The sequence below is a fragment of the Pseudarthrobacter kochi genome (genome assembly GCF_055412805.1).
The window spans coordinates 1-21,512 of sequence record NZ_JBVAYV010000021.1 but is presented as its reverse complement, the minus strand read 5'-3'; the positions used below and the strand labels follow the sequence as shown (position 1 = coordinate 21,512).

The following is a 21,512-nucleotide window of genomic DNA, read 5'->3' as shown; positions in this document are numbered from 1 at the left end:
GGATCCTTCCCCCTCGACGGCGTCCAGGCTAGGAGCTGGACGCGATGATTTGATCTGGGCTGCAGTTCAGAGATGCAGCCGGGATTTCGGCCTTGCCGGATGGATATTGGCCGGCACGGCCGGATAATGCAACGCCTGGCGCGTTCCGGACAAAGAAGGAACGGCGGGCTGACTTTTCAGGGGTGCAGAGATTTTTTTCTGCGAATTCCTGCGTCAGACCGAAAGCAGGTGGCACCGGAAAATATTGCGCAGTGAAAGATGAGAGAGAGGCAACTAGGCCAACATCGCGGTCTTTTGAACGGTAAATGAAATACCGCCTGCGTGGTTACCGCCGGTGCACTTCCACTTTAGCACCTTCAACGTCCACAGCCAGCTTCATCACACGCCAGCCCACGTCCGGCGTGTTGCCGGACGTGAAGGCGCCGATGAACTCCGCGGCGGCTTCCGCCTGGGCCTCTCCGTTGGCCAGGACAAGCACGGTGGGGCCGGCCCCTGAGACGACGGCGGCGAAGCCTGCCCGTCGCAGGGCCGAGATCAGGTCCGCGCTGGGCCGCATCGCATCCGCGCGGTAGCTCTGGTGCAGGTAGTCCTCGGTGCCGGCGAGCAGGAGTTCCGGCTTCTGCGTGAGCGCAAGGATCAGCAGGGCCGCACGTCCCGAGTTCATGGCCGCGGCGTGGTGGCCCACCGAGGCGGGCAGCAGCGCACGTGCGGCTTGGGTGGACAGTTCAAAGTCCGGCACGGCGACCACGGGAATGACCGTGGAGGCGACAGTCGCGCACGTGCTGCTGTACTGGTCACTGTCCTGCCAGGACAAGGCCAGTCCGCCGAAAATAGCCGGTGCGACGTTGTCCGGGTGGCCTTCCATCTCGCTTGTGAGCTGCAGGACCCAGTCCTTGCCCCGGCGCGACGCTACGGGGACCAGGGCATTGGCGGCGGTTACCGCGGCAACGACGGCGCAGGCCGAGGAGCCGAGCCCGCGGCCGTGCGGATTGACATTGTCTGCCGTGATCCTCAGGCCGTCGTGCCGGAAGCCCAGGCGGTGCAGCGCCTCCGTGATGGCCTTGACCACCAGGTGGCTGGCATCGCGGGGAAGGGATTCCGCACCTTCCCCGCTGAGTTCGAATTCCAGCTCGCCGCTGTCCAGGGTTTCCACCGTCAGGGTGTCGAACAGCGTCAGCGCCAGGCCGAGGCTGTCGTAGCCGGGGCCAAGGTTCGCGCTCGTCGCCGGCACGCGGACCGTCACGAGCTGACCGGCCGGAACCGCCGGCGTGTCGGCGGCGGACTCGGCCGGGACGGTGAGGGTGGTTTCCACGGTTACTTTTCTTCCAGTCCCAGGGCCGTCGCCACGGTCACCACGTCATTGGAGACCTTGACGGGCTGCACTTCGCTGCCGTCCTCGGTGCGGAGTGCCCACTGCGGATCCTTGAGGCCGTGGCCGGTGACCGTGATGACGATCGTCTTGCCGGCCGGAACTTCGCCGGCCGCATGCTTCTTGATCAGGCCGGCCACGCCGGCGGCGGAGCCCGGTTCGACGAAGACGCCTTCACGGGCGGACAGCCAGCGGTGGGCGGACAGGATTTCCTCATCAGTGACGGCTTCGATCACGCCGCCGGACTCGTCGCGGGCTGCGATGGCGGAGTCCCACGATGCGGGGTTGCCGATCCGGATGGCGGTCGCGATCGTGTCGGGCTCCGTGATGGGGTGGCCCGCGACGAACGGTGCCGCACCGGCGGCCTGGAAGCCCCACATGACCGGGGTCCTGGTGGACACTGCGGGCAGTGTGCCGGCGGTGGCGGACTCGAAGGGCGCGCAGTATTCCTTGTAGCCCTTCCAGTACGCGGTGATGTTGCCCGCGTTGCCAACCGGGAGCACATGGAAGTCCGGGGCGTCGCCGAGCCAGTCGACCACTTCGAACGCTCCGGTCTTCTGGCCCTCGATCCGGGCCGGGTTGACGGAGTTGACCAGGAACACCGGGTAGGACTCCCCCAGCTTGCGGGCGATGTCGAGGCAGTCGTCGAAGTTGCCGTCGACCTGCAGCAGGGTGGCGCCGTGCGCGATCGCCTGGCTCAGCTTGCCCATCGAGATCTTTCCTTCGGGCACCAGCACCACGCATTTCAGGCCGGCTGCAGTGGCATATGCGGCAGCGGAGGCGGAGGTGTTGCCCGTGGAGGCGCACACTACGGCCTTGGCGCCGGCGGCGACTGCGGCCGTCATGGCCATGGTCATGCCGCGGTCTTTGAAGGAGCCGGTCGGGTTCATGCCCTCGACCTTGAGGTAGACATCACTGCCGGTGAGCGCGGACAGCTGCTGCGCGTAAACGAGCGGGGTGCCGCCCTCCCCCAGGGTGATGACCTTTGTTGCCTCGGTGACGGGCAGACGTTCAGCGTATTCGCGGATGACGCCGCGCCATTGGTGAGCCACTTAGACTCCTTCTACCCGGAGTACGGATGTAACGGAATTGATGACGTCCAGGCCCTTGACGGCCTCGACGGTGGCTGCCAGTGCAGCCTCGCTTGCGCGGTGGGTGACAATCCGGAGTTCCGCCGATTCGACGTTGGAATCAGCATCGCGGTGGATGGTCTGCCGCATGATTTCAATGGAGACGCCGTGCTCGGCGAAGAGCCGGGCGATCTTGGCGAGCACACCGGGCTGGTCCGCGACGTCGAGTCCAATGTAGTAGCTGGTGACCGCGGCAGTGATGGGAAGTGCGGACACCTGGCCTGTCGTGGTCTCAGCGCGGCCCGGGCCGCCCAGGACGATGCTGCGGGCAGCGGAGATGAGGTCGCCCATCACGGCGGACGCGGTCGGTTTGCCGCCGGCGCCCTGGCCATAGAACATCAGCTCGCCGGCGTTTTCCGCCTCGATGAAGACGGCGTTGAACGCGCCGCGCACGGCAGCCAGCGGGTGTTCGCGCGGCAGCAGGGTCGGGTGCACGCGGACGGAGACTCCGGTGCCGGCGTCGCCTTCCGTGCCTGTTCCCGTGCCTGTGGCCCCCAGCTTTTCGGCGATTGCCAGCAGCTTGATGACGAAGCCTGCGTCCTTCGCTGCGGCGATGTCCGCGGCAGTGACGGCGCTGATGCCTTCGCAGTACACATCGTCCAGGGAGAAACGGGTGTGGAAGGACAGGGAGGCAAGGATCGCGGCCTTGGACGCGGCGTCGTAACCCTCGACGTCGGCGGTGGGGTCGGCTTCCGCGTAGCCAAGGCGCTGGGCCTCGGCCAGGGCGTCGGCGAACTGCGCCCCGGTGGAATCCATCTGGTCCAGGATGAAGTTGGTGGTGCCGTTGACGATGCCGAGCACCCGGGTGATCCGGTCCCCGGAGAGACTGTCCCGGATGGGCCGCAGGATGGGGATCGCGCCGGCGACGGCGGCCTCGTAGGACAGCTGGACGCCGGCCTTGTCCGCTTCCTCGTGCAGGGTCGGGCCGTCTTTGGCGACGAGCGCCTTGTTGCCGGTGACCACGCAGGCGCCGTTGCGGATGGCGGTCAGGATCAGGGTCCGGGCGGGTTCGATGCCGCCCATCAGCTCGATCACCAGGTCCGCGTCCTTGACCAGGGTCTCGGCGTCGGTGGTGAACAGCGCGCGCGGCAGTTCGACCTCCCGGGGGGCGTCGAGGTTGCGCACGGCGATGCCGACCAGCTCCAGGTGGGCGCCGGCACGCGATGCCAGCATGTCGGCGTCGTCAAGGAGAATCCGCGCAACCTGGGCCCCGACGTTGCCACAGCCCAGCAGGGCTACTTTCAGGGTTCGCAATTCGGTCATTCAGACTCCCATGTCGCGGTTGAGCAGATCTTCTTCGGTTTCCCCGCGGACAATCAGCCGGGCAGATCCATCGCGCACAGCGACAACGCCCGGCCGGGCCAGATAGTTGTAGTTGCTTGACAGGGCCCAGCAGTAGGCGCCGGTCCCCGGTACAGCGAGCAGATCACCGGCTGCCACGTCCTCGGGCAGATATACATCTCTAACAACTATGTCGCCGCTCTCGCAATGTTTGCCCACTACTCGGGACAGCTGCGGGGCCGCGGCCGACGCCCGTGAGGCCAGAATTGCCGAGTAATCCGCGTCGTACAGCACCGGACGGGGGTTATCGCTCATCCCGCCGTCCACTGACACATACCGGCGCGGGTACGTAACGTTTTTGCCGGCTCCGCCTGCTTCGCCGGCGCCCGGAGCATCGACCCGGACCGTCTTCAACGTGCCCACCTCGTAGAGCGTGAAGGTGGTGCTGCCGACGATCGCCCGGCCCGGTTCGATCGAAATCCGCGGGGCGGAAATGCCCAGCTCCGCGCATTTCGTGCGGACGACGGCGGCCATCGCCTGGGCGATTTCGGCGGCCGGCCGCGGGGTGTCCACGGGCGTGTAGGCGATGCCGTAGCCACCGCCGAGGTCCAGTTCGGGGAGCACAATCGAGTACTTGGCCTGCATCGCGGCGAGGAAGTCCAGCAGCTTCTCTGCGGCAAGGGCGAAGCCGTCCGGCTCGAAGATCTGCGAACCGATGTGGCAGTGCAGGCCCAGCAGTTCAATGCCGGGGTAGGCAGACGCCGCGGCCACGGCCTCCTCGGCCGCTGACAGCCCGGCCTGCTCGGTGGAGTCCCCGGCCATGGAGAGGCCGAACTTCTGGTCCTCGTGGGCGGTGGCGATGAATTCATGGGTGTGGGCGTGCACGCCCGGGGTCAGCCGCAGCATGACCTTGGCGGTTTCGCCGCGGTTTTCGGCGATCCTGGCGACGCGTTCGAGCTCGGCAATGCTGTCCACCACGATCCGGCCGAGTTTCATGTCCATCGCGCGGTGGATCTCGGCGTCAGACTTGTTGTTGCCGTGGAGCGCGACGTCGGCGCCGGGAATGCCGGCGCGGGCCGCAACGGCGAGTTCCCCGCCGGAGGCCGTGTCCAGCCGCAGCCCCTCTTCCTCCACCCAGCGGACCACTGCGGTGCACAGGAAGGATTTGCCGGCGTAGTAGACATCCACTCCCCCGCAGATGTCGGCGAACGCGTCATTGAAGGCATCGGTGAAGGCCCGGGCCCGGGCGCGGAAGTCGTTCTCGCTCAGCACAAACAGGGGCGTGCCGTACTGGCGCTGGAGTTCGCTGACTGCCAGCCCGTCGATGGTGAGTTCGCCGGCGTCGTTCCGGGCGACACCGCCGGCCCACATCGGTTCGTGCAGGGCGTTGAGGTCAGCGGGCACGGCAAGCCATTCCGGCGCCAGCGGGGAGGGCGCACCGGCAGTGGTGGACGGGTTTGTGGTCATGGCGGTTACATCCGTTCCGGCGCCGAGACGCCCAGCAGTTCCAGTCCGTTGGCCAGCACCTGGCTTGTGGCGTCGTTGAGCCACAGCCGGGTGCGGTTGAGATCGGTGATCGGCTCGTCGCCCTGCGGCGCCACCCGGCAGGCGTCGTACCAGCGGTGGTAGGCGCCGGCGATGACCTCGAGGTGGCGGGCCACCCGGTGCGGCTCGCGCAGTTCAGCCGCCCGGGCCACAATCGACGGGTAGCTGCCGAGGTGGGAGAGCAGTTCGTTCTCGGTCGCATGCTCCAGCAGGGATGCCTCGAAGCAGTCTTTCCCGTCCACACGGCGCTCCACCCCGGCGGCAACAGCGTTGCGCGCCGTGCCGCGGGACCGGGCGTGCGCGTACTGGACGTAGAACACCGGGTTCTCGTTGCTGTGCTTCTTCAGCAGTTCCGGGTCCAGGGTCAGCGGCGAATCGGCCGGGAAGCGCGCCAGCGAGTAGCGGACCGCGTCCTTGCCCAGCCAGGAGATGAGGTCCTTGAGCTCAATGATGTTGCCGGCGCGCTTGGACAGCTTGGCGCCGTTGACGGAGACCAGCTGGCCGATCAGGACCTCGATGTTGACCTCGGGATCATCCCCGGCGGCGGCGGCAATGGCCTTGAGCCGGTTGATGTAGCCGTGGTGGTCGGCCCCGAGCAGGTAGATCTTTTCGGTGTAGCCTCGGTCCTTCTTGGACAGGTAGTAGGCGGCGTCGGCAGCGAAGTAGGTCGGCTCGCCGTTCGCCCGGATCATCACGCGGTCCTTGTCGTCACCGAAGTCGGTGGTGCGCAGCCAGACCGCGCCGCCGTCGTCGTACACGTGGCCCTGTTCCCGGAGCCGCGCGACGGCGTCCTCGATCGCGCCGGCGTCGTGGAGTTCCTGCTCGGAGAAGTAGACATCGAATGCGACGCCGAACTCTGCCAGGGTGCGTTTGATGTCGTGCAGCTGTGCCTTGTATGCCGCTCCGCGGATCACCGGCAGCGCGGCGGCATCGGTCAGCTCGCGGATGTCCGGGTGCTGGGTCAGCACCTCGTGGCCGAGATCCGCGATGTACTCGCCGGGGTAACCGCCCTCGGGAACCCCGCGGCCGTGCAACCGGGAGAGCACGGAGTTGGCGAAGACGTTCATCTGCGAGCCTGCGTCATTGATGTAGTACTCGGCCGTGACGTGGGCACCTGAAGCCCGGAGGACGCGGGCGATCGCGTCGCCCAGGGCGGCCCAGCGGGTGTGGCCGATGTGCAGCGGGCCGGTGGGGTTGGCCGAGACGAATTCCATGTTGACCGTGTGGCCTGCGAGCGCCGTGTTGGTGCCGTAGTCCGGGCCCGCCTCGACGATGGCTTTGGCCAGGGCGCCCGCGGCGGCGGCGTCAACGGTGATGTTCAGGAACCCCGGTCCGGCGATGTCGACGGCGGACACCCCGTCGATGGACTTCAGCCGGGCACTCAGGACGGAGGCAAACTCCCGCGGGTTGGTGCCGGCGGTCTTGGCCAGCTGAAGGGCAATGTTGGTGGCCCAGTCGCCGTGGTCCCGGTTCTTCGGCCGCTCAACGCGCACCTCATCCGGGACATCGGATGCGGAAAGCCCGATTTCACCGGCGGCGACGGCGTCCTTCAGGCAGGCGGATATGGCGAGGGAGAGTTCTTCTGGGGTCACAGTTCCAGCCTACCGGGGGGCCCGCGGTGTGGCGGAATTTGGCGTCCGTCATGACAGCCGGGTCACAGGATGAACCACTACGCTGATTTCAACGTCGTCATTGGAGTGGCTGCTCCGGACCCCGCCCGCGGGTCACAGCCGCCAGTCGCTCCCCCTCCGACCGCCGCTACAGAAACGAGCCGCTGCATGAACTCCACTTTCAGAAAAGGCGTCGTCGCCGGCATCGCCGGACTCTCCCTGGCCGGGTCCGCGGCCGGTTGCGCGCCCGGGCAGGCCGCAGGCACCCAGGCAACCGGGGGGGCACCCTCAGCTGCCGCGGGCACCGCCGCTTACAAAGACGGCACCTTCAGCGCGGACGGCAACTATGTCTCGCCGAACGGCACTGAGACGGTGGGCGTGACCCTGACACTTGCCGGTGGCGCAGTGTCCGATGTCCAGATCACCCAGCACCCGTCCAACCCCAACACCAGGAAGTTCCAGGGTGAATTCGCCGGCGGCATCAAGTCCCAGATCGTGGGCAAGAGGCTCGACGAGATCAAGGTCTCCAAAGTGGCCGGATCCTCGCTGACCAGCGGCGGCTTCAACCAGGCTGTCGACAAGATCAAGTCCGACGCCAAGTCATGAACGCCAAGTCGTGAACAGCCAGTCGTGACCAGACAGTCGTGAACAGCCAGTAGCCGGCAGGAGGAAACGTGGCGCATCCGGGCTGGACGGACTTCAGCTTCGACGGGATCGGTACCCGCTGGGAGGTCTCCACACCGTCCCCGCTCCCCGGCGCGCTCCGGCGCCGGCTGCTCGATACCGTGGCGGACTACGACGCCGCCTGGTCCCGGTTCCGGCCCGACTCCCTGATCGCCGGCGCGGCACGACGGCCGGGCCGCTACGTCCTGCCGTCCGAGGCAGCTGCCCTGGGGCCGCTCTACGAAACCCTGTACCGGCTCAGCGGCGGGGCCATGACCCCGCTGATCGGCGGCAGCCTGGAACAGCTCGGGTACGACGCCCACTACTCGCTGCATCCGGCCGGCCCGCCGCTGCCCGCGCCGCCCTGGGACGAGGTGCTCGACTGGCAGGGCACCGTGCTGACCACCCACGCCCCTGTGGTGATCGACGTCGGGGCGGCCGGCAAGGGGCAGCTGGCGGACCTGTTGTCCGCCGAGTTGTGTGGTGCGGGCGTCGGAGAGCACTTCATCGACGCGGGCGGCGATTTGCTCAATACCGGATCCGCACCGGTCGACGTCGGCCTGGAGCATCCCTATGATCCGGACCGGGCCATTGGAATCGTCAAACTGGGGACCGGCGCCCTCTGCGCGTCCGCCGCCAACCGGCGCGCCTGGTGCGACGGGCTGCACCACGTGCTGGACGGCACCACCGGGGCGCCGGTGCGCACCGTCGTCGCCAGCTGGGCGATGGCGGCGAGCGCCATGGTGGCCGATGCCCTGGCGACTGCCCTGTTTTTCGTCGAGGGGCCCCGTTTGCAGGCGGAATTCGACGTTTCCTGGCTGACTGTCCACTCGGACGGCCACGCGGAGTACTCGGCCGATTTTGAAGGGGTGCTGTTTTCATGACCGCCACAATCTCCTCTCCCCTCAGTTCGCGGCTGGACACGGCGCTGGGACGGTTCACGATGTACCGGCTGATCCTCTGGGTCCTGGCGGTGCTGGCCGGCTTCAGCCTGCTGCTGGAGGTGCTCGGCTGGCTGACGTTCGGACTCCCCGGGATGATCGCCCATCTGGTGCTCTGCCTGGGCCTGACCTACGCGTCCAACCGGGCGCTCGCCGCGGTGTTCCACGTCCGCCCGCACTCTGAATCGTCACTGATCACGGGCCTGCTGCTTTATTTCCTCTTCTGGCCGACGCAGTTCCCGGCGGGGCTGCAGTACCTGGACCTGGCCGGCGTTGCCCTCGCCTGCGTGCTCGCGTCGGCGTCGAAATACGCGCTTGCCTGGCGAGGCCGCCACCTCTTCAATCCGGCGGCGGCCGGGGCGTTCCTCACCGGGCTGACCGGACTCAACATCGCCACCTGGTGGGCCGCCACCCCGGCAATGCTCTGGCTGGTGCTGCCCGGGGTCCTGCTGGTGCTCTACCGGGTGCGGAAGCTGCTGATGGCATCGGTGTTCACGGTGGTGGCGGTGTCCATTGTGGCCGTGGAACTGCTGCGCACCGGGATGGGGCCGGGCGAGGCGCTGTGGCAGACCCTGGCCCAGCGCCCGGTGCTGTTCTTCGTCGGCTTTATGCTCACCGAGCCGCTCACCCTGCCGCCGCGCCGGTGGCAGCAGCTGACGCTGGCCGCCGTCGTCGGATTGCTGTTCGCCGTCCCTTACAACCTGGGCTTCGTGGCCAATTCCCCCGAACTGGCGCTGCTGGTGGGAAACGCGCTCGCCTTCACCGCGGGCCAGCGCGGCCGCGTCCTGCTTCACTTCCGGGGCTCCCGTCCGTTGACGCCGACGACGACGGAATTCAGCTTCCAGCCCGAACGCCCACTGAACTTCATCCCGGGGCAGTACCTCGAGCTGAACCTGCCGCACGCGAAGGCCGACCACACAGGCCGGCGGCGGGTGTTCAGCCTGACCAGCCCGCAGGACTCCCCCGAACTCAGGATCGGCGTGGGCACGGCGGAGCCGCTGTCCACGGCAAAACAGTCACTCCTTGCCCTGGTCCCCGGCGACGAGCTGACGGCCACCACCGTGGGGGGCGATTTTGTCCTGCCACGGGCTCCGGGCGTGCCCGTGCTGCTCATTGCGGCCGGGATCGGCATTACCCCGTATGTGGCCCAGCTGTCCGGCGGTTCTGCCGGGGAGCGGGACGTGGTCCTGCTGTACCTCGCCAGGAATGCCGCCGAACTCGCCTACGCCGGGGAGCTCGAACGCACCGGGGCCCGGGTCATCGCCCGGCTTGCCGACGGCTCCGCGCCGCCGGCGTTTATGCAGGATGCGGGCTCCGTCCGGATCGATGGCACCTCGCTGAAGGACCTCGTTCCCGACGTCGCGGACCGGGAGGTCTATGTGTCGGGCTCCCCGGCGAGTGTCCGTTCCCTCCGCGCCGCCGCCCGCCGGGCCGGGGCGCGCCGGATCCATGTGGACTCCTTCTCCGGGTATTGAGCGCGCCGATTTTCCCTTGGAGCCCCCCTTCCTGCTAAGCTCTAGGACGTCCCGCCGGTAACGGCAGGATCCCTGACTGCCCTCGTAGCTCAGGGGATAGAGCGTCTGCCTCCGGAGCAGAAGGTCGTTGGTTCGATTCCAATCGAGGGCACACAGACAAGAACCCCTAGGATCCACTGGATTCTGGGGGTTCTTTCGTGTTGGCTGACAGGGTGCAGGTTCACAGGCCGCGCGGCGGCCCTACGAATGGGGGCAGCGGATGGACTTCGGTGCAGCGCTGCTGTTTCCGTTCCAGTGGCTGGTTTCGGCCATCATGGTGGGACTCCACGACGCCCTGAGCACCACCGGCCTGCCGCCGGCCGGCGGCTGGACCTGGACGCTGTCCATCATCGGCCTGGTGCTGGTCATCCGCGCCGCCTTGATTCCCGTCTCCCTGAAGCAGATCAAGGCACAGCGCCGCATGCGGCAGCTGCAGCCGGACCTGAAGAAGCTGCAGGAAAAGTACAACGGCAAGACCGACCCGCTGTCCCGGCAGGCCATGGCGCAGGAACAGATGGCCCTGTACAGGAAGCACGGCACCAACCCGTTCTCGGCGTGTCTTCCCCTGTTGGTCCAGGTGCCGTTCTTCTTCGCGCTCTTCACCGTGTTGTCAGGCATCCCGACGGCGGCTGCCAAAGGCCAGGGCATCGGCGCCATGAGCCACGAGCAAGCGGTGCAGTTCGACGAGTCCAGCATCTTCGGTGTCCCGCTGTCCGCGTCCGCGCTCCATGGCACGGCTGGGGACGGCAATGTGGTCGGGGCGTGGATCCTCTCGATCGTGATGATCCTGGCCATGACGTCGGCACAGTTCATTACCCAGAAGCACATCATGGCCAGGAACATGACCGCGGACGCCGCAGCAGGCCCGTTCATCCGGCAGCAGAAAGCGGTGCTCCACGCCTTGCCGATCGTCTTCGGCGCGGGTGGCATCATCTTCCCCATCGGTGCCCTGATCTACTGGACCACTACGAATTTATGGACCATGGTGCAACAATTCGTCCTTGACCCGCGGTCTCCCCGGGTGGCCGGCTAGGTTTCAGTCCCCCGGCGGCCGGCCTGGGATGCGCGCCGCCCGAAGAAGGAGGCCCGGCACCCTGCCAATTGTCGGTGCACGCTCGTAGGCTGTCTGCATCGGCAGCGGGGTTCCGGCGGGGTGGTTGGATTGGGTGGTTGGACTGGGTGCCGGCCGCCGCACCACCACGGGATCCCGCCGAAGCACAAAGGGGTCTCACATGTACTGCTCCATCATCCCTCCGTACCTGCTCCGCCGCCTGGCAGCCCAGCGCGAACCGGAGTTCTCGGCAACCGCGCGTGCGGCGAAGGAAGCCCTGCTGCACGTCCCGAGTTTCCAGGCATCCCGCGCGGTTCCGGGGCCGGGCAGCCATCCGGGCATGCGGGAGCTCAAGCCGTCCCCGCCGGAACGGACGGTCTACGACGCCAAGTTCGCCGAGCAGCTCCCCGGCCGCGTGGTCCGCAAGGAGGGGGAGCCGCCCACCGGCGACCCCGCCGCCGATGAGGCCTATGACGGGCTGGGACACACCCACCGCCTCTACGCCGAGGCCTTCGGCCGGAACTCGATCGACGGCAACGGCCTCCATCTCGATGCCACGGTGCACTACGGCCGCCTGTACGACAACGCGTTCTGGGATGGCCAGCAAATGGTCTTCGGCGACGGCGACGGCCAGGTCTTCCAGCGGTTTACGAAGTCGCTGAGCGTGATCGGCCACGAGCTCGCCCACGGCGTCACCCAGTATTCCGCCGGGCTGGTCTACCGCAACCAGGCCGGCGCGTTGAACGAATCAATGTCCGACGTCTTCGGCGCCCTGGTTGAACAGTTTGTCCGGAAGCAGTCGACGGCGGAGGCGAGCTGGCTGATCGGCGAAGGCCTCTTCACCGACAGGGTCCAGGGGTCCGCCCTGCGGTCCATGAAGGCTCCGGGGACGGCGTACGACGACGACGTGCTCGGCAAGGACCCGCAGCCGGCCTCCATGGACGGCTATGTGCATACGAGCGCTGACAACGGCGGCGTTCACATCAACTCCGGGATCCCCAACCGGGCGTTCTGCCTGGTTGCCACCACCCTCGGAGGAAATGCCTGGGACGCTCCGGGACGGATTTGGTACGAGACGCTGACGGGCGGCACCCTGGCCCCGAGCGCCACGTTTGGAGCGTTCGCCAAGGCAACTGCCGCCTCTGCCACCGAGCTCTTCGGGGCGGAATCCACAGAGCATGACGCCGTGCGGTCGGCGTGGGAAACTGTGAAGGTAAAGTTCCCGGGAGCGAGGCGTTAGGCCACGTTCCAGCAGATCCGAGTCCGATCAAGATCCGAGTCCGATGAAGATAACTGTCCAGCGCAGCGGCGGCGTGGCCGGAATAAAGCGGACCTGGACCGTCAGGCCCGAGCCGCCTGAGGACACCGACCGGTGGCAACTGCTCATCGAAGCGTGCCCGTGGGACGCCGTCGCCGGGGTCAGCGGGACAACCGGCCAGCCAGACCGGTTCATGTACAGCATCCGGGCTGATCAACGCCGGGCGGTCCTGCCGGAGCGTGAGCTGACGGGTCCGTGGCGGGACCTCGTCGAATGCGCCCGCGCCGCGGCCGAGGACACGGCCGAGGACACGGCGGCGTCGGATCCTGGCTAGCCTCAGGCCACATCCCCTACACCGCGGCGGCCAGGTGTCCGCGGAACGTCCGGCGGTAGGACTGCGGGCTCGTGTCCAGCACCTTGGCGAAGTGGTGCCGCAGCAGCACCGAGTGGCCAAACCCGGATTCGCGCGCGATTTCGTCGATATTGAGGTCCGTGGTCTCGAGCAGCTCCTGTGCCCGCAGCACCCGCTGGGAGTTGAGCCAGGCCGCCGGGGTCGCCCCTGTCTCGGAGCGGAAGCGCCGGGCAAACGTCCGGGGCGACATGTGGACGCGCGCGGCGAGTTCATTGACCGAATGGTCCTCCCCCAGATGCCGCACCATCCACTGCAGCAGTTCCTCCATCGGCTCTGAGCCGCAGGCCGGGATCGGCCGGTCGATGAACTGGGCCTGGCCGCCGTCGCGGTGCGGCGGAACCACCATGTCACGGGCGATGGCTGCCGCAACGGTGGCGCCGAATTCCACCCGGACCAGGTGCAGGCACGCGTCGATGCCCGCGGCCGTCCCGGCGCTCGTGATGATCCGGCCGTCCTCGACGTAGAGGACGTTTTCATCCACCAGGGCAGCGGGGTACCGGCTGGCGAGCTCCTGGGAGTAATGCCAGTGGGTGGTGCAGCGGCGGCCGTCCAGCAGCCCGGCCCGGGCCAGCGCGAAGGCTCCGGAGCAGATGGACATGACCCACGCCCCGCGGGCGTGCGCGGCGCGCAGTGCCTCGAGGACGGATTCGGGAACATCCTCGTCCCGGCCATAGGGGGCCATGATGACCAGGTCCGCATCCGCTGCGGCGTCAAGTCCGAGCCCCACATGCATGGACAGCCCGGACTTCATCGGGACATCCCCCGGCGCCGGGGTGCAGACCCGGAAGTCGAAGGCGGGCACGCCGGTCCCCCGGTCCGACCGGTCCACGCCAAAGACCTCAAACGCGGTCCCGAACTCGAAGATTGCGAAGTTGGGGACCACGATCATTGCCACTGATTTGATCATGCATTTATTCTGGCAGACACTGTGGCAGAAAATATAGCTTTTTGGGCATTTCTGCCACTTCTTTTCGTCCTGGCACCGGAGAACCATGGAGGTATGGAACTCCTCGGAATCGCCCTCATTGTCCTCATCGTCGTCGGCCTCGCCGCCACCGCCGCCGCCCTCCGCAAGGACGGGCTGGGCCACAACCCGCCGGTCCGCTCGGAAAACTATTGGTCAGCCCTGGACCTGCCCAGCACCAACTACACCTTCCGGATCTTCTGAACCCCTGGCAGCGGTCACGCTGCACACCCCCGAACCACCGCCCACTGCCCGGCCCCGCAAGGGACCGGGCACTTACTTGTCCCGGAACCGCCGCAGGAACACTTCCCAGTAGACTGGGTGCAGCCATGACACTGCATATCTCCTACCCCGCCGAGCTGCCGGTCTCCGAGCGCCGCGAGGACCTGATGGCCGCCATCGCGGCCAACCAGGTGACCATCATCGCCGGCGAGACCGGTTCCGGTAAGACGACCCAGATTCCGAAGATGTGCCTGGAGCTTGGCCTCGGCGAGAACGGACTCATCGGCCACACGCAGCCGCGCCGGCTGGCCGCCCGTACGGTCGCCGAGCGCATCGCGGAAGAGCTCGGCGTCGAGATCGGCCAGGAAGTCGGCTTCCAGGTCCGCTTCACCGGCGAGGTCGGCCGCAACACCAAGGTCAAGCTCATGACCGACGGCATCCTGCTGGCCGAGATCCGGCGCGACAAGCTGCTGCGCAAGTACAACGCGATCATCATCGACGAGGCACACGAGCGCAGCCTCAACATCGACTTCATTCTCGGCTACCTCAAACGGATCCTGCCGCAGCGGCCGGACCTGAAGATCATCATCACCTCGGCCACCATCGATCCGCAGCGATTCGCCAAGCACTTCGGCAGCGAGGAGGAGCCGTCGCCGATCATCGAGGTCTCCGGCCGCACCTATCCGGTCGAGATCCGCTACCGGCCGCTGTCCCAGCCGGCCGGCGGCCCCGGCGCCGCAGGTGACGACGCCGTCGACGCCTCCGACGACGAGCTGGAAGAGGACCGCGATCCGCTGGACGCCGTCTGCGACGCCGTCGACGAACTCGCGCAGGAGGCGCCCGGCGACATCCTGATCTTCTTCTCCGGCGAGCGCGAAATCCGTGACGCCGCCGAGGCCCTCAACGGCAGGATCCAGTCCAACCGGAAGCTGGCCGGCACCGAGGTGCTCCCGCTCTTCGCCCGGCTGAGCCTGCAGGAACAGCACAAGGTCTTCCATCCCGGCAGCAAGCGCAGGATCGTGCTCGCCACCAATGTCGCCGAGACCTCCCTGACGGTCCCCGGCATCAAGTACGTCATCGACACCGGCACCGCCCGCATCTCCCGCTACTCGCACCGGACCAAGGTCCAGCGCCTGCCGATCGAGCGGGTGTCCCAGGCCTCCGCCAACCAGCGCTCCGGCCGCTGCGGCCGTGTCTCGGACGGCATCGCCATCCGGCTGTACTCGGAGGTGGACTTCGAGTCCCGGCCGCCGTTCACCGATCCCGAAATCCTGCGCACCAACCTTGCCGCGGTCATCCTGCAGATGACCGCGATGGGCGTGGCCCGCGGCCCGAAGGATGTCGAAAACTTCCCGTTTGTGGAGCCGCCGGACTCGCGCGCCATCAACGACGGCGTCACCCTCCTTCGCGAACTGGGTGCCCTGAGCGCCGCGCGTCCGCAGGAAGAGACGGGCGACGGCGACGGCCGCCCAGGCCGCCCGCCCGCCAGCGGACGAAACGGCGGTGCGACCGGCAGAAACGGCGGCCTGACCGCCGTCGGGCAGCAGCTTGCCCAGCTGCCGGTGGACCCGAGACTGGGCCGGATGATCGTCGAGTCCGGCAGGCGCGGCTGCGTCCGCGAGGTCATGATCCTGGCGGCCGCCTTGACGATCCAGGACCCGCGCGAGCGTCCCCAAGGGGACGGCTCAGGCAAACAGCAGCTCGCCGCGGAGAAACACGCGCGCTTCCGGGACGAGAACTCGGACTTCACCGGGTTCCTGAATCTCTGGAACTATCTCCAGGAGAAGCAGCAGGAGCTTTCCTCCACGGCGTTCCGCCGGCTCTGCCGTGCCGAGTTCATCAACTACCTGCGCGTCCGCGAGTGGCAGGACCTCTTTGCCCAGCTGCGCCAGCTCGCCCGGCCGCTCGGCATCAGCCTGGACAACAAGCGGCTCGCTGATCCGGTCGGCAACCACGAGGGCATCCATATCAGCCTGCTCTCGGGCCTGCTGAGCCATGTCGGCATCCTCGATGAGCGCAAGCGCGAGTACGCCGGTGCCCGCGGCAGCCGCTTCGCGATCTTCCCGGGCTCGGCCCTGTTCAAGAAGTCCCCGACCTTCGTCATGGCCGCTGAGCTTGTGGAGACGAGCCGGCTCTGGGCGCGGGTGGCCGCGAAGTTCGATCCCCTCTGGGTCGAGCAGGTGGCGCCGGACCTGGTCAAGCGCAGCTACAGCGAACCCCACTGGTCCAAGAAGATGGGCTCGGTGATGGCCCATGAGAAGGTCACGCTGTACGGCGTGCCCATCATCCCGAGCCGCCGGATCAACTACGGCAAGGTGGACCCCGAGCTCTGCCGGGAGCTGTTCATCCGGCATGCCCTGGTCGAGGGTGACTGGCAGACCCACCACAAGTTCTTCCACCGCAACCGGGCCCTGCTCCACGAAGTTGAGGAGCTGGAGGCGCGGATGCGGCGCCGGGACATCCTGGTCGACGACGAGACCCTCTTCGAGTTCTACGACGCCCGGATCGGCAAGGACGTTGTGTCCGAGCGCCACTTTGACAAGTGGTGGAAGGACGCGCGGCAGCAGGATCCGGCGCTGCTCGATTTCGACCAGGCGCTGCTGATCAGTGAAGACGCCGACGCCCTGGATGACTCGGCCTACCCGAAGACCCTGCTGCACAAGGGCTTTGAGCTGCCGCTGAGCTACGAGTTCCACCCCGTCGCCCCCGGGTCGCCGCCCAACCCGTCCGACGGCGTCACCGCCGAGGTGCCCGTGCTGTTCCTGAACCAGCTCGACGACGCGGCGTTCCGCTGGCTCATTCCGGGCCAGCGCGTGGAGCTGGTCACCGCCCTCATCAAGTCGCTGCCCAAGCAGGTGCGCAAGAACTTCGTGCCGGCACCGGACGTCGCCCGGCAGGCCGTCGCAGCCCTCGAAGCGGACTTTGATCCGGCCGCCGACGAGCTGGAGGCCTCCCTCGAACTGGTCCTGCGCCGGATCCGCGGCCAGGTCATCCCGCCGCATTCCTGGAACTGGGATGCCGTTCCGCCGCACCTGCGGGTCAGCTTCCGCGTCGTGGATTCCCAGGCGAAGGTGCTGGACGAAAGCAAGGACCTCGGCGTCCTGCAGGAACGGCTGGCACCGGCCACCCGCCGGGCAATCGCCGAGTCGCTGGGCGCCACGCCCGCGACCACGGCGCCGTCGTCGAACGGCCGGGCCAACGGCACAGCGAACGGCACGGCGAACGGCACGGCGAACGGCAAGGCCGCCCAGGCGGCCGGCGCGGCCTCAGGAACCGCGGCGTCCGGTGTTTCCGCAGCCTCGACCGGTTTCGCCGAGAAGACGGGGCTGACTTTCTGGTCCTTCGGAACAGTGCAGCGCCAGGTCCAGGGCACGGTCAAGGGGCATACCGTCACCGGCTACCCCGCGCTCGTGGACGAGGGAAAGTCCGTGGCCCTGCGGCTCTTCCAGACCAGCTCCGAACAGGAACAGGCCATGCGCGGCGGCGTCATCCGCCTGCTCGCCCTGAAGGTGCCGCCGCCGGACCGCTACGTCCTGGAGCACCTGAACAACACCGAGAAGCTGACGTTCAGCCAGAACCCGCACGGCTCCGTCACGGCACTGATTGCGGACTGCTCCCTCGCCGCCATCGACAAGCTCACCCCTGCCGAGCTGCCGTGGGACGAGGCGACCTTCAACGCACTGTATGAGAAGGTCCGTGCGGAGCTCATCGACACGGTCTTCACGGTCACCGCCGTCGTGGAGCGCATCCTGGCCAGCACCCGCCGGATCGAGAAGGCGCTCAAGGGCACCACCAGCCTGGCCCTGATCAGCGCCCTCAACGACATCAAGAGCCAGCTGGAGCAGCTGGTGTTCCCCGGTTTTGTGGCACGCACGGGCTACAGCCAGCTCAGCCAGCTGCCGCGCTACCTCGCGGCGATCGAGAAGCGCCTGGAGAAACTTCCTACCAACGTCCAGCGGGACGCCCAGAACATGGCGGCGGTCCAGGCACTGGAGGACGATTACGACGACGCCGCGTCGGCCCTGCTCCCGGGCCGGCGGGCGGGAGCGGAGTTAACCCAGGTCCGCTGGATGATCGAGGAGCTCCGGGTAAGCCTCTTCGCCGTCGAGCTGGGGACCGCCTATTCGGTCTCCGAGAAGCGGATCCGCGCAGTCCTTAACAAGGCGCTGGCGCCGGCCTGACGCCCCATGCGGGGAGCCGGGCGAGCGCCAGCGTATGGGCGGGTGTTGCCTCAGGTGGCCGGAACGTGGGCCGCGTGGCCGGCTTTCCGGAGCCCCTCGCGGAGCTTCTCGGCGTTGGCGTCCAGCCGGGCGGGATCGGGGTTCTGGTCCACCGAGCCGAAGTCGAAGTCCGCCATCGTGTTGGATGGCCACACGTGGACGTGCAGGTGGTTGATCTCGTAGCCGGCCACAATGAGTCCGGCGCGTGCCGCGTCGAACACCTCGACCTGGACGGCGCCGATCTTCTGGGCCACCTGCATCACGCGGGCGAGTACTTCGGGAGGCGCGTCAGTCCAGCGGTCCACTTCCTCGGTCGGCACCACCAGGGTGTGGCCGTCGGCGAGCGGGCCCACCGTCAGGAACGCCACGACGTCGTCCTCGCGCCAGACGAAGCGGCCGGGGATCTCGCCGTTGATGATCCTGGTGAAGAGAGTGCTCATGCGTCTGCCCTTTCCGAGGGTGTTCCGAGGGTACTGGTGTCCAGGACAAAACGGTACTTCACGTCGCCGGCCACCATGCGGTCGTAGGCCTCGTTGAGCTGGTCGGCACGGACCACCTCAACGTCGGAGGTGACGCCGTGCCCGGCGCAGAAGTCCAGCATCTCCTGCGTCTCGGCAATGCCGCCGATCAGCGAGCCGGCGTACGCGATCCGGCGCCGGATCAGGGCACCGGGATTCACGGGCGGCATGTCCTCCGAGGGCAGCCCGAGCTGGAAGAGTGCCCCGTTCACGCGCAGGGTACGGAAGTACGGGTTGAGGTCGTGGGGCGCGGCGACGGTGTCGATGATGACGTCGATGCTGCGGTTGGCGGCGTCCATTGCGGCCTCGTCGCGGGACAGGATGACCTCGTCCGCGCCGAGTTCGCGGGCGGCGGCGACCTTGGACTCCGACGTCGTGAAGACCTTCACTTCGGCACCCATGGCCTTGGCCAGTTTCACTGCCATGTGGCCGAGGCCGCCCAGACCGACGACGCCGACGACGTCCCCCTCTTCGACGTCGAAGTGGCGCAGCGGCGAGTAGGTTGTGATCCCGGCGCACAGCAACGGGGCGGCAGCGGCCGGGTCGAGGCTCTCCGGGACGTGCAGCACGTAGCGGCGGTCCACGACGATCGAGGTGGCATAGCCGCCCTGGGTGATGGCGTCCCCGTTGCGGTGGTCCTTCGAGCCGTAGGTGCCGGTCATGCCGTTTTCGCAGTACTGCTCGAGGCCGTCGAGGCAGCTCTCGCATTCACGGCAGGAATCGACCAGGCAGCCGACGCCGACCAGCTCTCCCGGGCTGAAATCGTCGACGGCGGACCCGACGCGGCTCACCCGGCCCACGATTTCGTGGCCGGGGACCAGCGGGTAGTTCCGGGTTCCCCATTCGCCCCGGGTGGCATGGACGTCCGAGTGGCAGAGTCCGCAGAATTCGATGGCGATTTCGACGTCGTCCTCCTTCGGCGCGCGGCGTGCGACCGTCAGGGGAACGAGGCCGCTGTCGCTGGCAGTCGCGCCATAGGCGGCGGCGAGGCGCGGCCCCGGCGTCGTGGTGTCCGGGGTGGTCTCCGCAGTCAGATCGGGAAGGGGCTTGGCAAGGGGCGGCGGTACGGGGCGTCCGGGAGTCATGGTTCGACGCTACCCCCGGGACCGTCCGCCATGCCACTTGGGGCCCGCTAACCCATCAGCTGAGCGCAAGGAGAAGGTAAAGGGCTGCGAGGACCAGCGCGACAGGGGTCATGATGAGGCGTTCCGGTCTGCTGCGGGAGATCCCGTTCATCACCACGCCCAGCGCGAAGTACGCCGTCAGCACCCATGCAAAGACCGCGGTGACGGTGTCGCTGACCACCGGCGGGGCGACGGCGGCCCTGGCCAGCGCCGCATAGGCAAAGAGGGCGTAGAGGGCAATGGACACGGCGCTGCCGATCCTGAGCCTGGCGGGGAGGACATCGTGTTGTCCGCCCCACGCCATTCTCCCGAGCGGCGCCCCGACGATGAGAGCGCCCTGAAAGATCCCCAGACCGGCCAGAACGGCACAGGCGATAAGCGCGGCAAGCTGATCCAGCGGCATCACGACATCATCCCCGGATCAGGTACGGGCTGATCACGGTTTGGGCGGGCCTGCTCGTCCGGCTTGAGCACGCGCAGGGCGTTTTCGATGATCTGGTCGAGCTGTGGAACCAAAGCTTCTTCGTCTACGCCCGCATCGACCCCATCCTGATGGGATTCGAGACCCTGCCAGGCGCGTTCCAGCAGGGCCGCCCCCTTCTCGGACAACGAGATTGTGTTCGCGCGCGCGTCGTCCGGGTGCGGTCCCGACGTGACCAGGCCATCGTTGAGGAGCCGTGTGAGCCGCTGGGTGATTGATGCCCGTGACACGTCAAGCGCGTCCGCAATTTGTCGTTGAGTCTGCTGGCCCAGTGTGCCGACGGTGAGCAGCACCAGAAAGCCTGAATAGCGGATTCCGTGATGTTCCTGAAGATAGCGGTCTGCAACCCGGTCGACCAGCGCAGTGGCACGGTGCAGCTTGAAGGCTGCGCTTTCGACGATGTCACGCTGCTCGAAGTCTTTCATATCGTTAAGTAGTTAACTAAATAGCATTGTTGTCAAGGGGCATCGCGGCAAGGGACCACAACCTCGGAGCCCGGGACGTGCCGGGTGGCCCCATTTCGCACGACTGTAAGACGGGCCTCATTACTGTCGCAGGTGCCCGATAGTGTTTTTCCATGGACGGCAATCAGGGAGTCACTCCCGAACCGGGAAGCTCCCCCATGGCATCCGATGCGCTGGGACGCCTCCGGCGGGCCATAAATGTCAGAGCACGCAGGGACACTAGATTCATGGACAGCGTGCAGGAGCCCGGCATGGCTCCAGAATTGGCGGAAAGCGTGACGGTCGCGGAGGTGGCCCGGCTCCTGGCCGGCCTCCCGGCCCCGGACAGCCCCGCCGCGCTCCTCGAGGAAACGCGCGAGCTGGAGGACCTCAAGTCCGCCCTGGCCGCCCGCCAGGCCCGCCTGTCCGTCGCGTTCGACCTGTCCCAGCGCCGTGACCAGGCCGACGCCGGGATGCCGGCGGCGGAACTCGGCGCCGGGGTCGGCGCGCAGATCGCCCTCGCCCGGCGCGAATCCCCCGCCCGCGGGAACCGGCTCCTGGGTCTGGCCAAGGCTCTGGTCACGGAGATGCCCCACACCCTGGCGGCCCTGGAGGCCGGGAAGCTCAACGAATGGCGCGCCACCCTCTTGGTCCGGGAAACGGCCTGCCTGTCCGCGGAGGACCGCTGCGCCGTCGACGCCGAACTCGCCCCCGACACCGGAACCTTCGACGGCGCCGGGGACCGGAAGATCATCGCCGCGGCCCG

General features: G+C 67.6%; 18 protein-coding genes, 1 tRNA gene and 1 pseudogene. 10 read left to right on the top strand and 10 right to left on the bottom strand.

Annotation, left to right across the window (positions count from 1 at the left end; translation table 11 throughout):
* Positions 1-325: 325 nt before the first annotated feature.
* Genes thrB through argS form a run of 5 tightly spaced genes read right to left on the bottom strand, consistent with a single transcriptional unit; the run spans position 326 to position 6,917 of the window.
* Entirely contained in the window at positions 326-1,312 is a 987-nt protein-coding gene (gene thrB / locus ACZY0Y_RS11675; RefSeq protein ID WP_463958130.1) for a homoserine kinase, read from the bottom strand.
* A 2-nt stretch (positions 1,313-1,314) separates the two neighbouring features.
* A complete protein-coding gene (gene thrC, locus ACZY0Y_RS11670; protein WP_463880082.1) occupies positions 1,315-2,421 on the bottom strand; it encodes a threonine synthase in 1,107 nt (368 codons plus the stop codon).
* Positions 2,422-3,762 carry a homoserine dehydrogenase gene (locus tag ACZY0Y_RS11665; protein ID WP_463958128.1) on the bottom strand — a complete coding sequence of 447 codons (1,341 nt, stop codon included), beginning with the start codon at positions 3,760-3,762 and terminating at the stop codon, positions 2,422-2,424.
* Positions 3,763-5,247: a diaminopimelate decarboxylase gene (gene lysA, locus ACZY0Y_RS11660; protein ID WP_463958126.1), complete on the bottom strand. Its 1,485-nt coding sequence runs from the start codon at positions 5,245-5,247 to the stop codon at positions 3,763-3,765.
* A gap of 5 nt (positions 5,248-5,252) precedes the next feature.
* On the bottom strand, positions 5,253-6,917 hold the full coding sequence (gene argS / locus ACZY0Y_RS11655; protein WP_463880075.1) for an arginine--tRNA ligase: 1,665 nt from the start codon (positions 6,915-6,917) through the stop codon (positions 5,253-5,255).
* Positions 6,918-7,103: 186 nt separating this feature from the next.
* Here argS and ACZY0Y_RS11650 point away from each other — a divergent pair, with 186 nt between their 5' ends.
* From ACZY0Y_RS11650 to ACZY0Y_RS11620, 7 genes are all read left to right on the top strand, one after another.
* On the top strand, positions 7,104-7,541 hold the full coding sequence (locus ACZY0Y_RS11650; protein WP_463958125.1) for an FMN-binding protein: 438 nt from the start codon (positions 7,104-7,106) through the stop codon (positions 7,539-7,541).
* Positions 7,542-7,609: 68 nt separating this feature from the next.
* Positions 7,610-8,482 carry an FAD:protein FMN transferase gene (locus tag ACZY0Y_RS11645; protein WP_463958123.1) on the top strand — a complete coding sequence of 291 codons (873 nt, stop codon included), beginning with the start codon at positions 7,610-7,612 and terminating at the stop codon, positions 8,480-8,482.
* Positions 8,479-10,014, top strand: a complete 1,536-nt coding sequence (locus tag ACZY0Y_RS11640; protein ID WP_463958121.1) for an FAD-dependent oxidoreductase — start codon at positions 8,479-8,481, stop codon at positions 10,012-10,014. Before ACZY0Y_RS11645 ends, ACZY0Y_RS11640 begins: the two co-directional genes overlap by 4 nt.
* Before the next feature lie 78 nt (positions 10,015-10,092).
* A tRNA-Arg gene (locus ACZY0Y_RS11635) sits at positions 10,093-10,165 on the top strand.
* A gap of 108 nt (positions 10,166-10,273) precedes the next feature.
* Entirely contained in the window at positions 10,274-11,086 is an 813-nt protein-coding gene (yidC, locus tag ACZY0Y_RS11630) for a membrane protein insertase YidC (protein ID WP_463958119.1), read from the top strand.
* Positions 11,087-11,285: 199 nt separating this feature from the next.
* Positions 11,286-12,344 (top strand): M4 family metallopeptidase, encoded by a 1,059-nt coding sequence (locus ACZY0Y_RS11625; RefSeq protein ID WP_463958117.1) that lies wholly within the window; start codon positions 11,286-11,288, stop codon positions 12,342-12,344.
* Between the two features lie 43 nt (positions 12,345-12,387).
* Entirely contained in the window at positions 12,388-12,696 is a 309-nt protein-coding gene (locus tag ACZY0Y_RS11620; protein WP_463958116.1) for a protealysin inhibitor emfourin, read from the top strand.
* Between the two features lie 16 nt (positions 12,697-12,712).
* Here the strand turns inward: ACZY0Y_RS11620 and ACZY0Y_RS11615 are convergent, their stop codons facing one another.
* Positions 12,713-13,681 carry a GlxA family transcriptional regulator gene (locus ACZY0Y_RS11615; RefSeq protein ID WP_463958114.1) on the bottom strand — a complete coding sequence of 323 codons (969 nt, stop codon included), beginning with the start codon at positions 13,679-13,681 and terminating at the stop codon, positions 12,713-12,715.
* Positions 13,682-13,774: 93 nt separating this feature from the next.
* Here ACZY0Y_RS11615 and ACZY0Y_RS11610 point away from each other — a divergent pair, with 93 nt between their 5' ends.
* Together ACZY0Y_RS11610 and hrpA are read left to right on the top strand one after the other, a co-directional pair.
* A complete protein-coding gene (locus ACZY0Y_RS11610; protein WP_192815776.1) occupies positions 13,775-13,942 on the top strand; it encodes a hypothetical protein in 168 nt (55 codons plus the stop codon).
* Positions 13,943-14,067: 125 nt separating this feature from the next.
* Positions 14,068-18,141, top strand: coding sequence for an ATP-dependent RNA helicase HrpA (hrpA, locus tag ACZY0Y_RS11605; protein ID WP_463958112.1), 4,074 nt, complete (start codon positions 14,068-14,070; stop codon positions 18,139-18,141).
* A gap of 50 nt (positions 18,142-18,191) precedes the next feature.
* Here hrpA and ACZY0Y_RS11600 read toward each other — a convergent pair whose 3' ends face one another.
* Genes ACZY0Y_RS11600 through ACZY0Y_RS11585 form a run of 4 tightly spaced genes read right to left on the bottom strand, consistent with a single transcriptional unit; the run spans position 18,192 to position 20,728 of the window.
* A complete protein-coding gene (locus tag ACZY0Y_RS11600) occupies positions 18,192-18,620 on the bottom strand; it encodes an HIT family protein (RefSeq protein WP_160664802.1) in 429 nt (142 codons plus the stop codon).
* Complete coding sequence (locus tag ACZY0Y_RS11595) at positions 18,617-19,783, bottom strand: NAD(P)-dependent alcohol dehydrogenase (RefSeq protein WP_463880051.1); 1,167 nt, start codon at positions 19,781-19,783, stop codon at positions 18,617-18,619. Before ACZY0Y_RS11595 ends, ACZY0Y_RS11600 begins: the two co-directional genes overlap by 4 nt.
* Positions 19,784-19,838: 55 nt before the next feature.
* Positions 19,839-20,225 carry a hypothetical protein gene (locus tag ACZY0Y_RS11590; RefSeq protein WP_463958169.1) on the bottom strand — a complete coding sequence of 129 codons (387 nt, stop codon included), beginning with the start codon at positions 20,223-20,225 and terminating at the stop codon, positions 19,839-19,841.
* Positions 20,225-20,728, bottom strand: coding sequence for a MarR family winged helix-turn-helix transcriptional regulator (locus ACZY0Y_RS11585; RefSeq protein ID WP_463880048.1), 504 nt, complete (start codon positions 20,726-20,728; stop codon positions 20,225-20,227). The genes ACZY0Y_RS11590 and ACZY0Y_RS11585 overlap by 1 nt, the downstream gene beginning before the upstream one ends.
* A 290-nt stretch (positions 20,729-21,018) precedes the next feature.
* Here ACZY0Y_RS11585 and ACZY0Y_RS11580 point away from each other — a divergent pair.
* Positions 21,019-21,512: pseudogene (locus tag ACZY0Y_RS11580) on the top strand (HNH endonuclease); the annotation flags it as partial.

Coding starts and splice junctions, on each gene's coding strand:
- ACZY0Y_RS11665 (WP_463958128.1), bottom strand. CDS start 3,762: ATGACCGAATTGCGAACCCTGAAAGTAGCCCTGCTGGGCTGTGGCAAC.
- lysA (WP_463958126.1), bottom strand. CDS start 5,247: ATGACCACAAACCCGTCCACCACTGCCGGTGCGCCCTCCCCGCTGGCG.
- ACZY0Y_RS11650 (WP_463958125.1), top strand. CDS start 7,104: ATGAACTCCACTTTCAGAAAAGGCGTCGTCGCCGGCATCGCCGGACTC.
- ACZY0Y_RS11640 (WP_463958121.1), top strand. CDS start 8,479: ATGACCGCCACAATCTCCTCTCCCCTCAGTTCGCGGCTGGACACGGCG.
- yidC (WP_463958119.1), top strand. CDS start 10,274: ATGGACTTCGGTGCAGCGCTGCTGTTTCCGTTCCAGTGGCTGGTTTCG.
- ACZY0Y_RS11625 (WP_463958117.1), top strand. CDS start 11,286: ATGTACTGCTCCATCATCCCTCCGTACCTGCTCCGCCGCCTGGCAGCC.
- ACZY0Y_RS11620 (WP_463958116.1), top strand. CDS start 12,388: ATGAAGATAACTGTCCAGCGCAGCGGCGGCGTGGCCGGAATAAAGCGG.
- ACZY0Y_RS11615 (WP_463958114.1), bottom strand. CDS start 13,681: ATGATCAAATCAGTGGCAATGATCGTGGTCCCCAACTTCGCAATCTTC.
- ACZY0Y_RS11610 (WP_192815776.1), top strand. CDS start 13,775: ATGGAACTCCTCGGAATCGCCCTCATTGTCCTCATCGTCGTCGGCCTC.
- hrpA (WP_463958112.1), top strand. CDS start 14,068: ATGACACTGCATATCTCCTACCCCGCCGAGCTGCCGGTCTCCGAGCGC.
- ACZY0Y_RS11600 (WP_160664802.1), bottom strand. CDS start 18,620: ATGAGCACTCTCTTCACCAGGATCATCAACGGCGAGATCCCCGGCCGC.
- ACZY0Y_RS11595 (WP_463880051.1), bottom strand. CDS start 19,783: ATGACTCCCGGACGCCCCGTACCGCCGCCCCTTGCCAAGCCCCTTCCC.
- ACZY0Y_RS11590 (WP_463958169.1), bottom strand. CDS start 20,225: ATGCCGCTGGATCAGCTTGCCGCGCTTATCGCCTGTGCCGTTCTGGCC.
- ACZY0Y_RS11585 (WP_463880048.1), bottom strand. CDS start 20,728: ATGAAAGACTTCGAGCAGCGTGACATCGTCGAAAGCGCAGCCTTCAAG.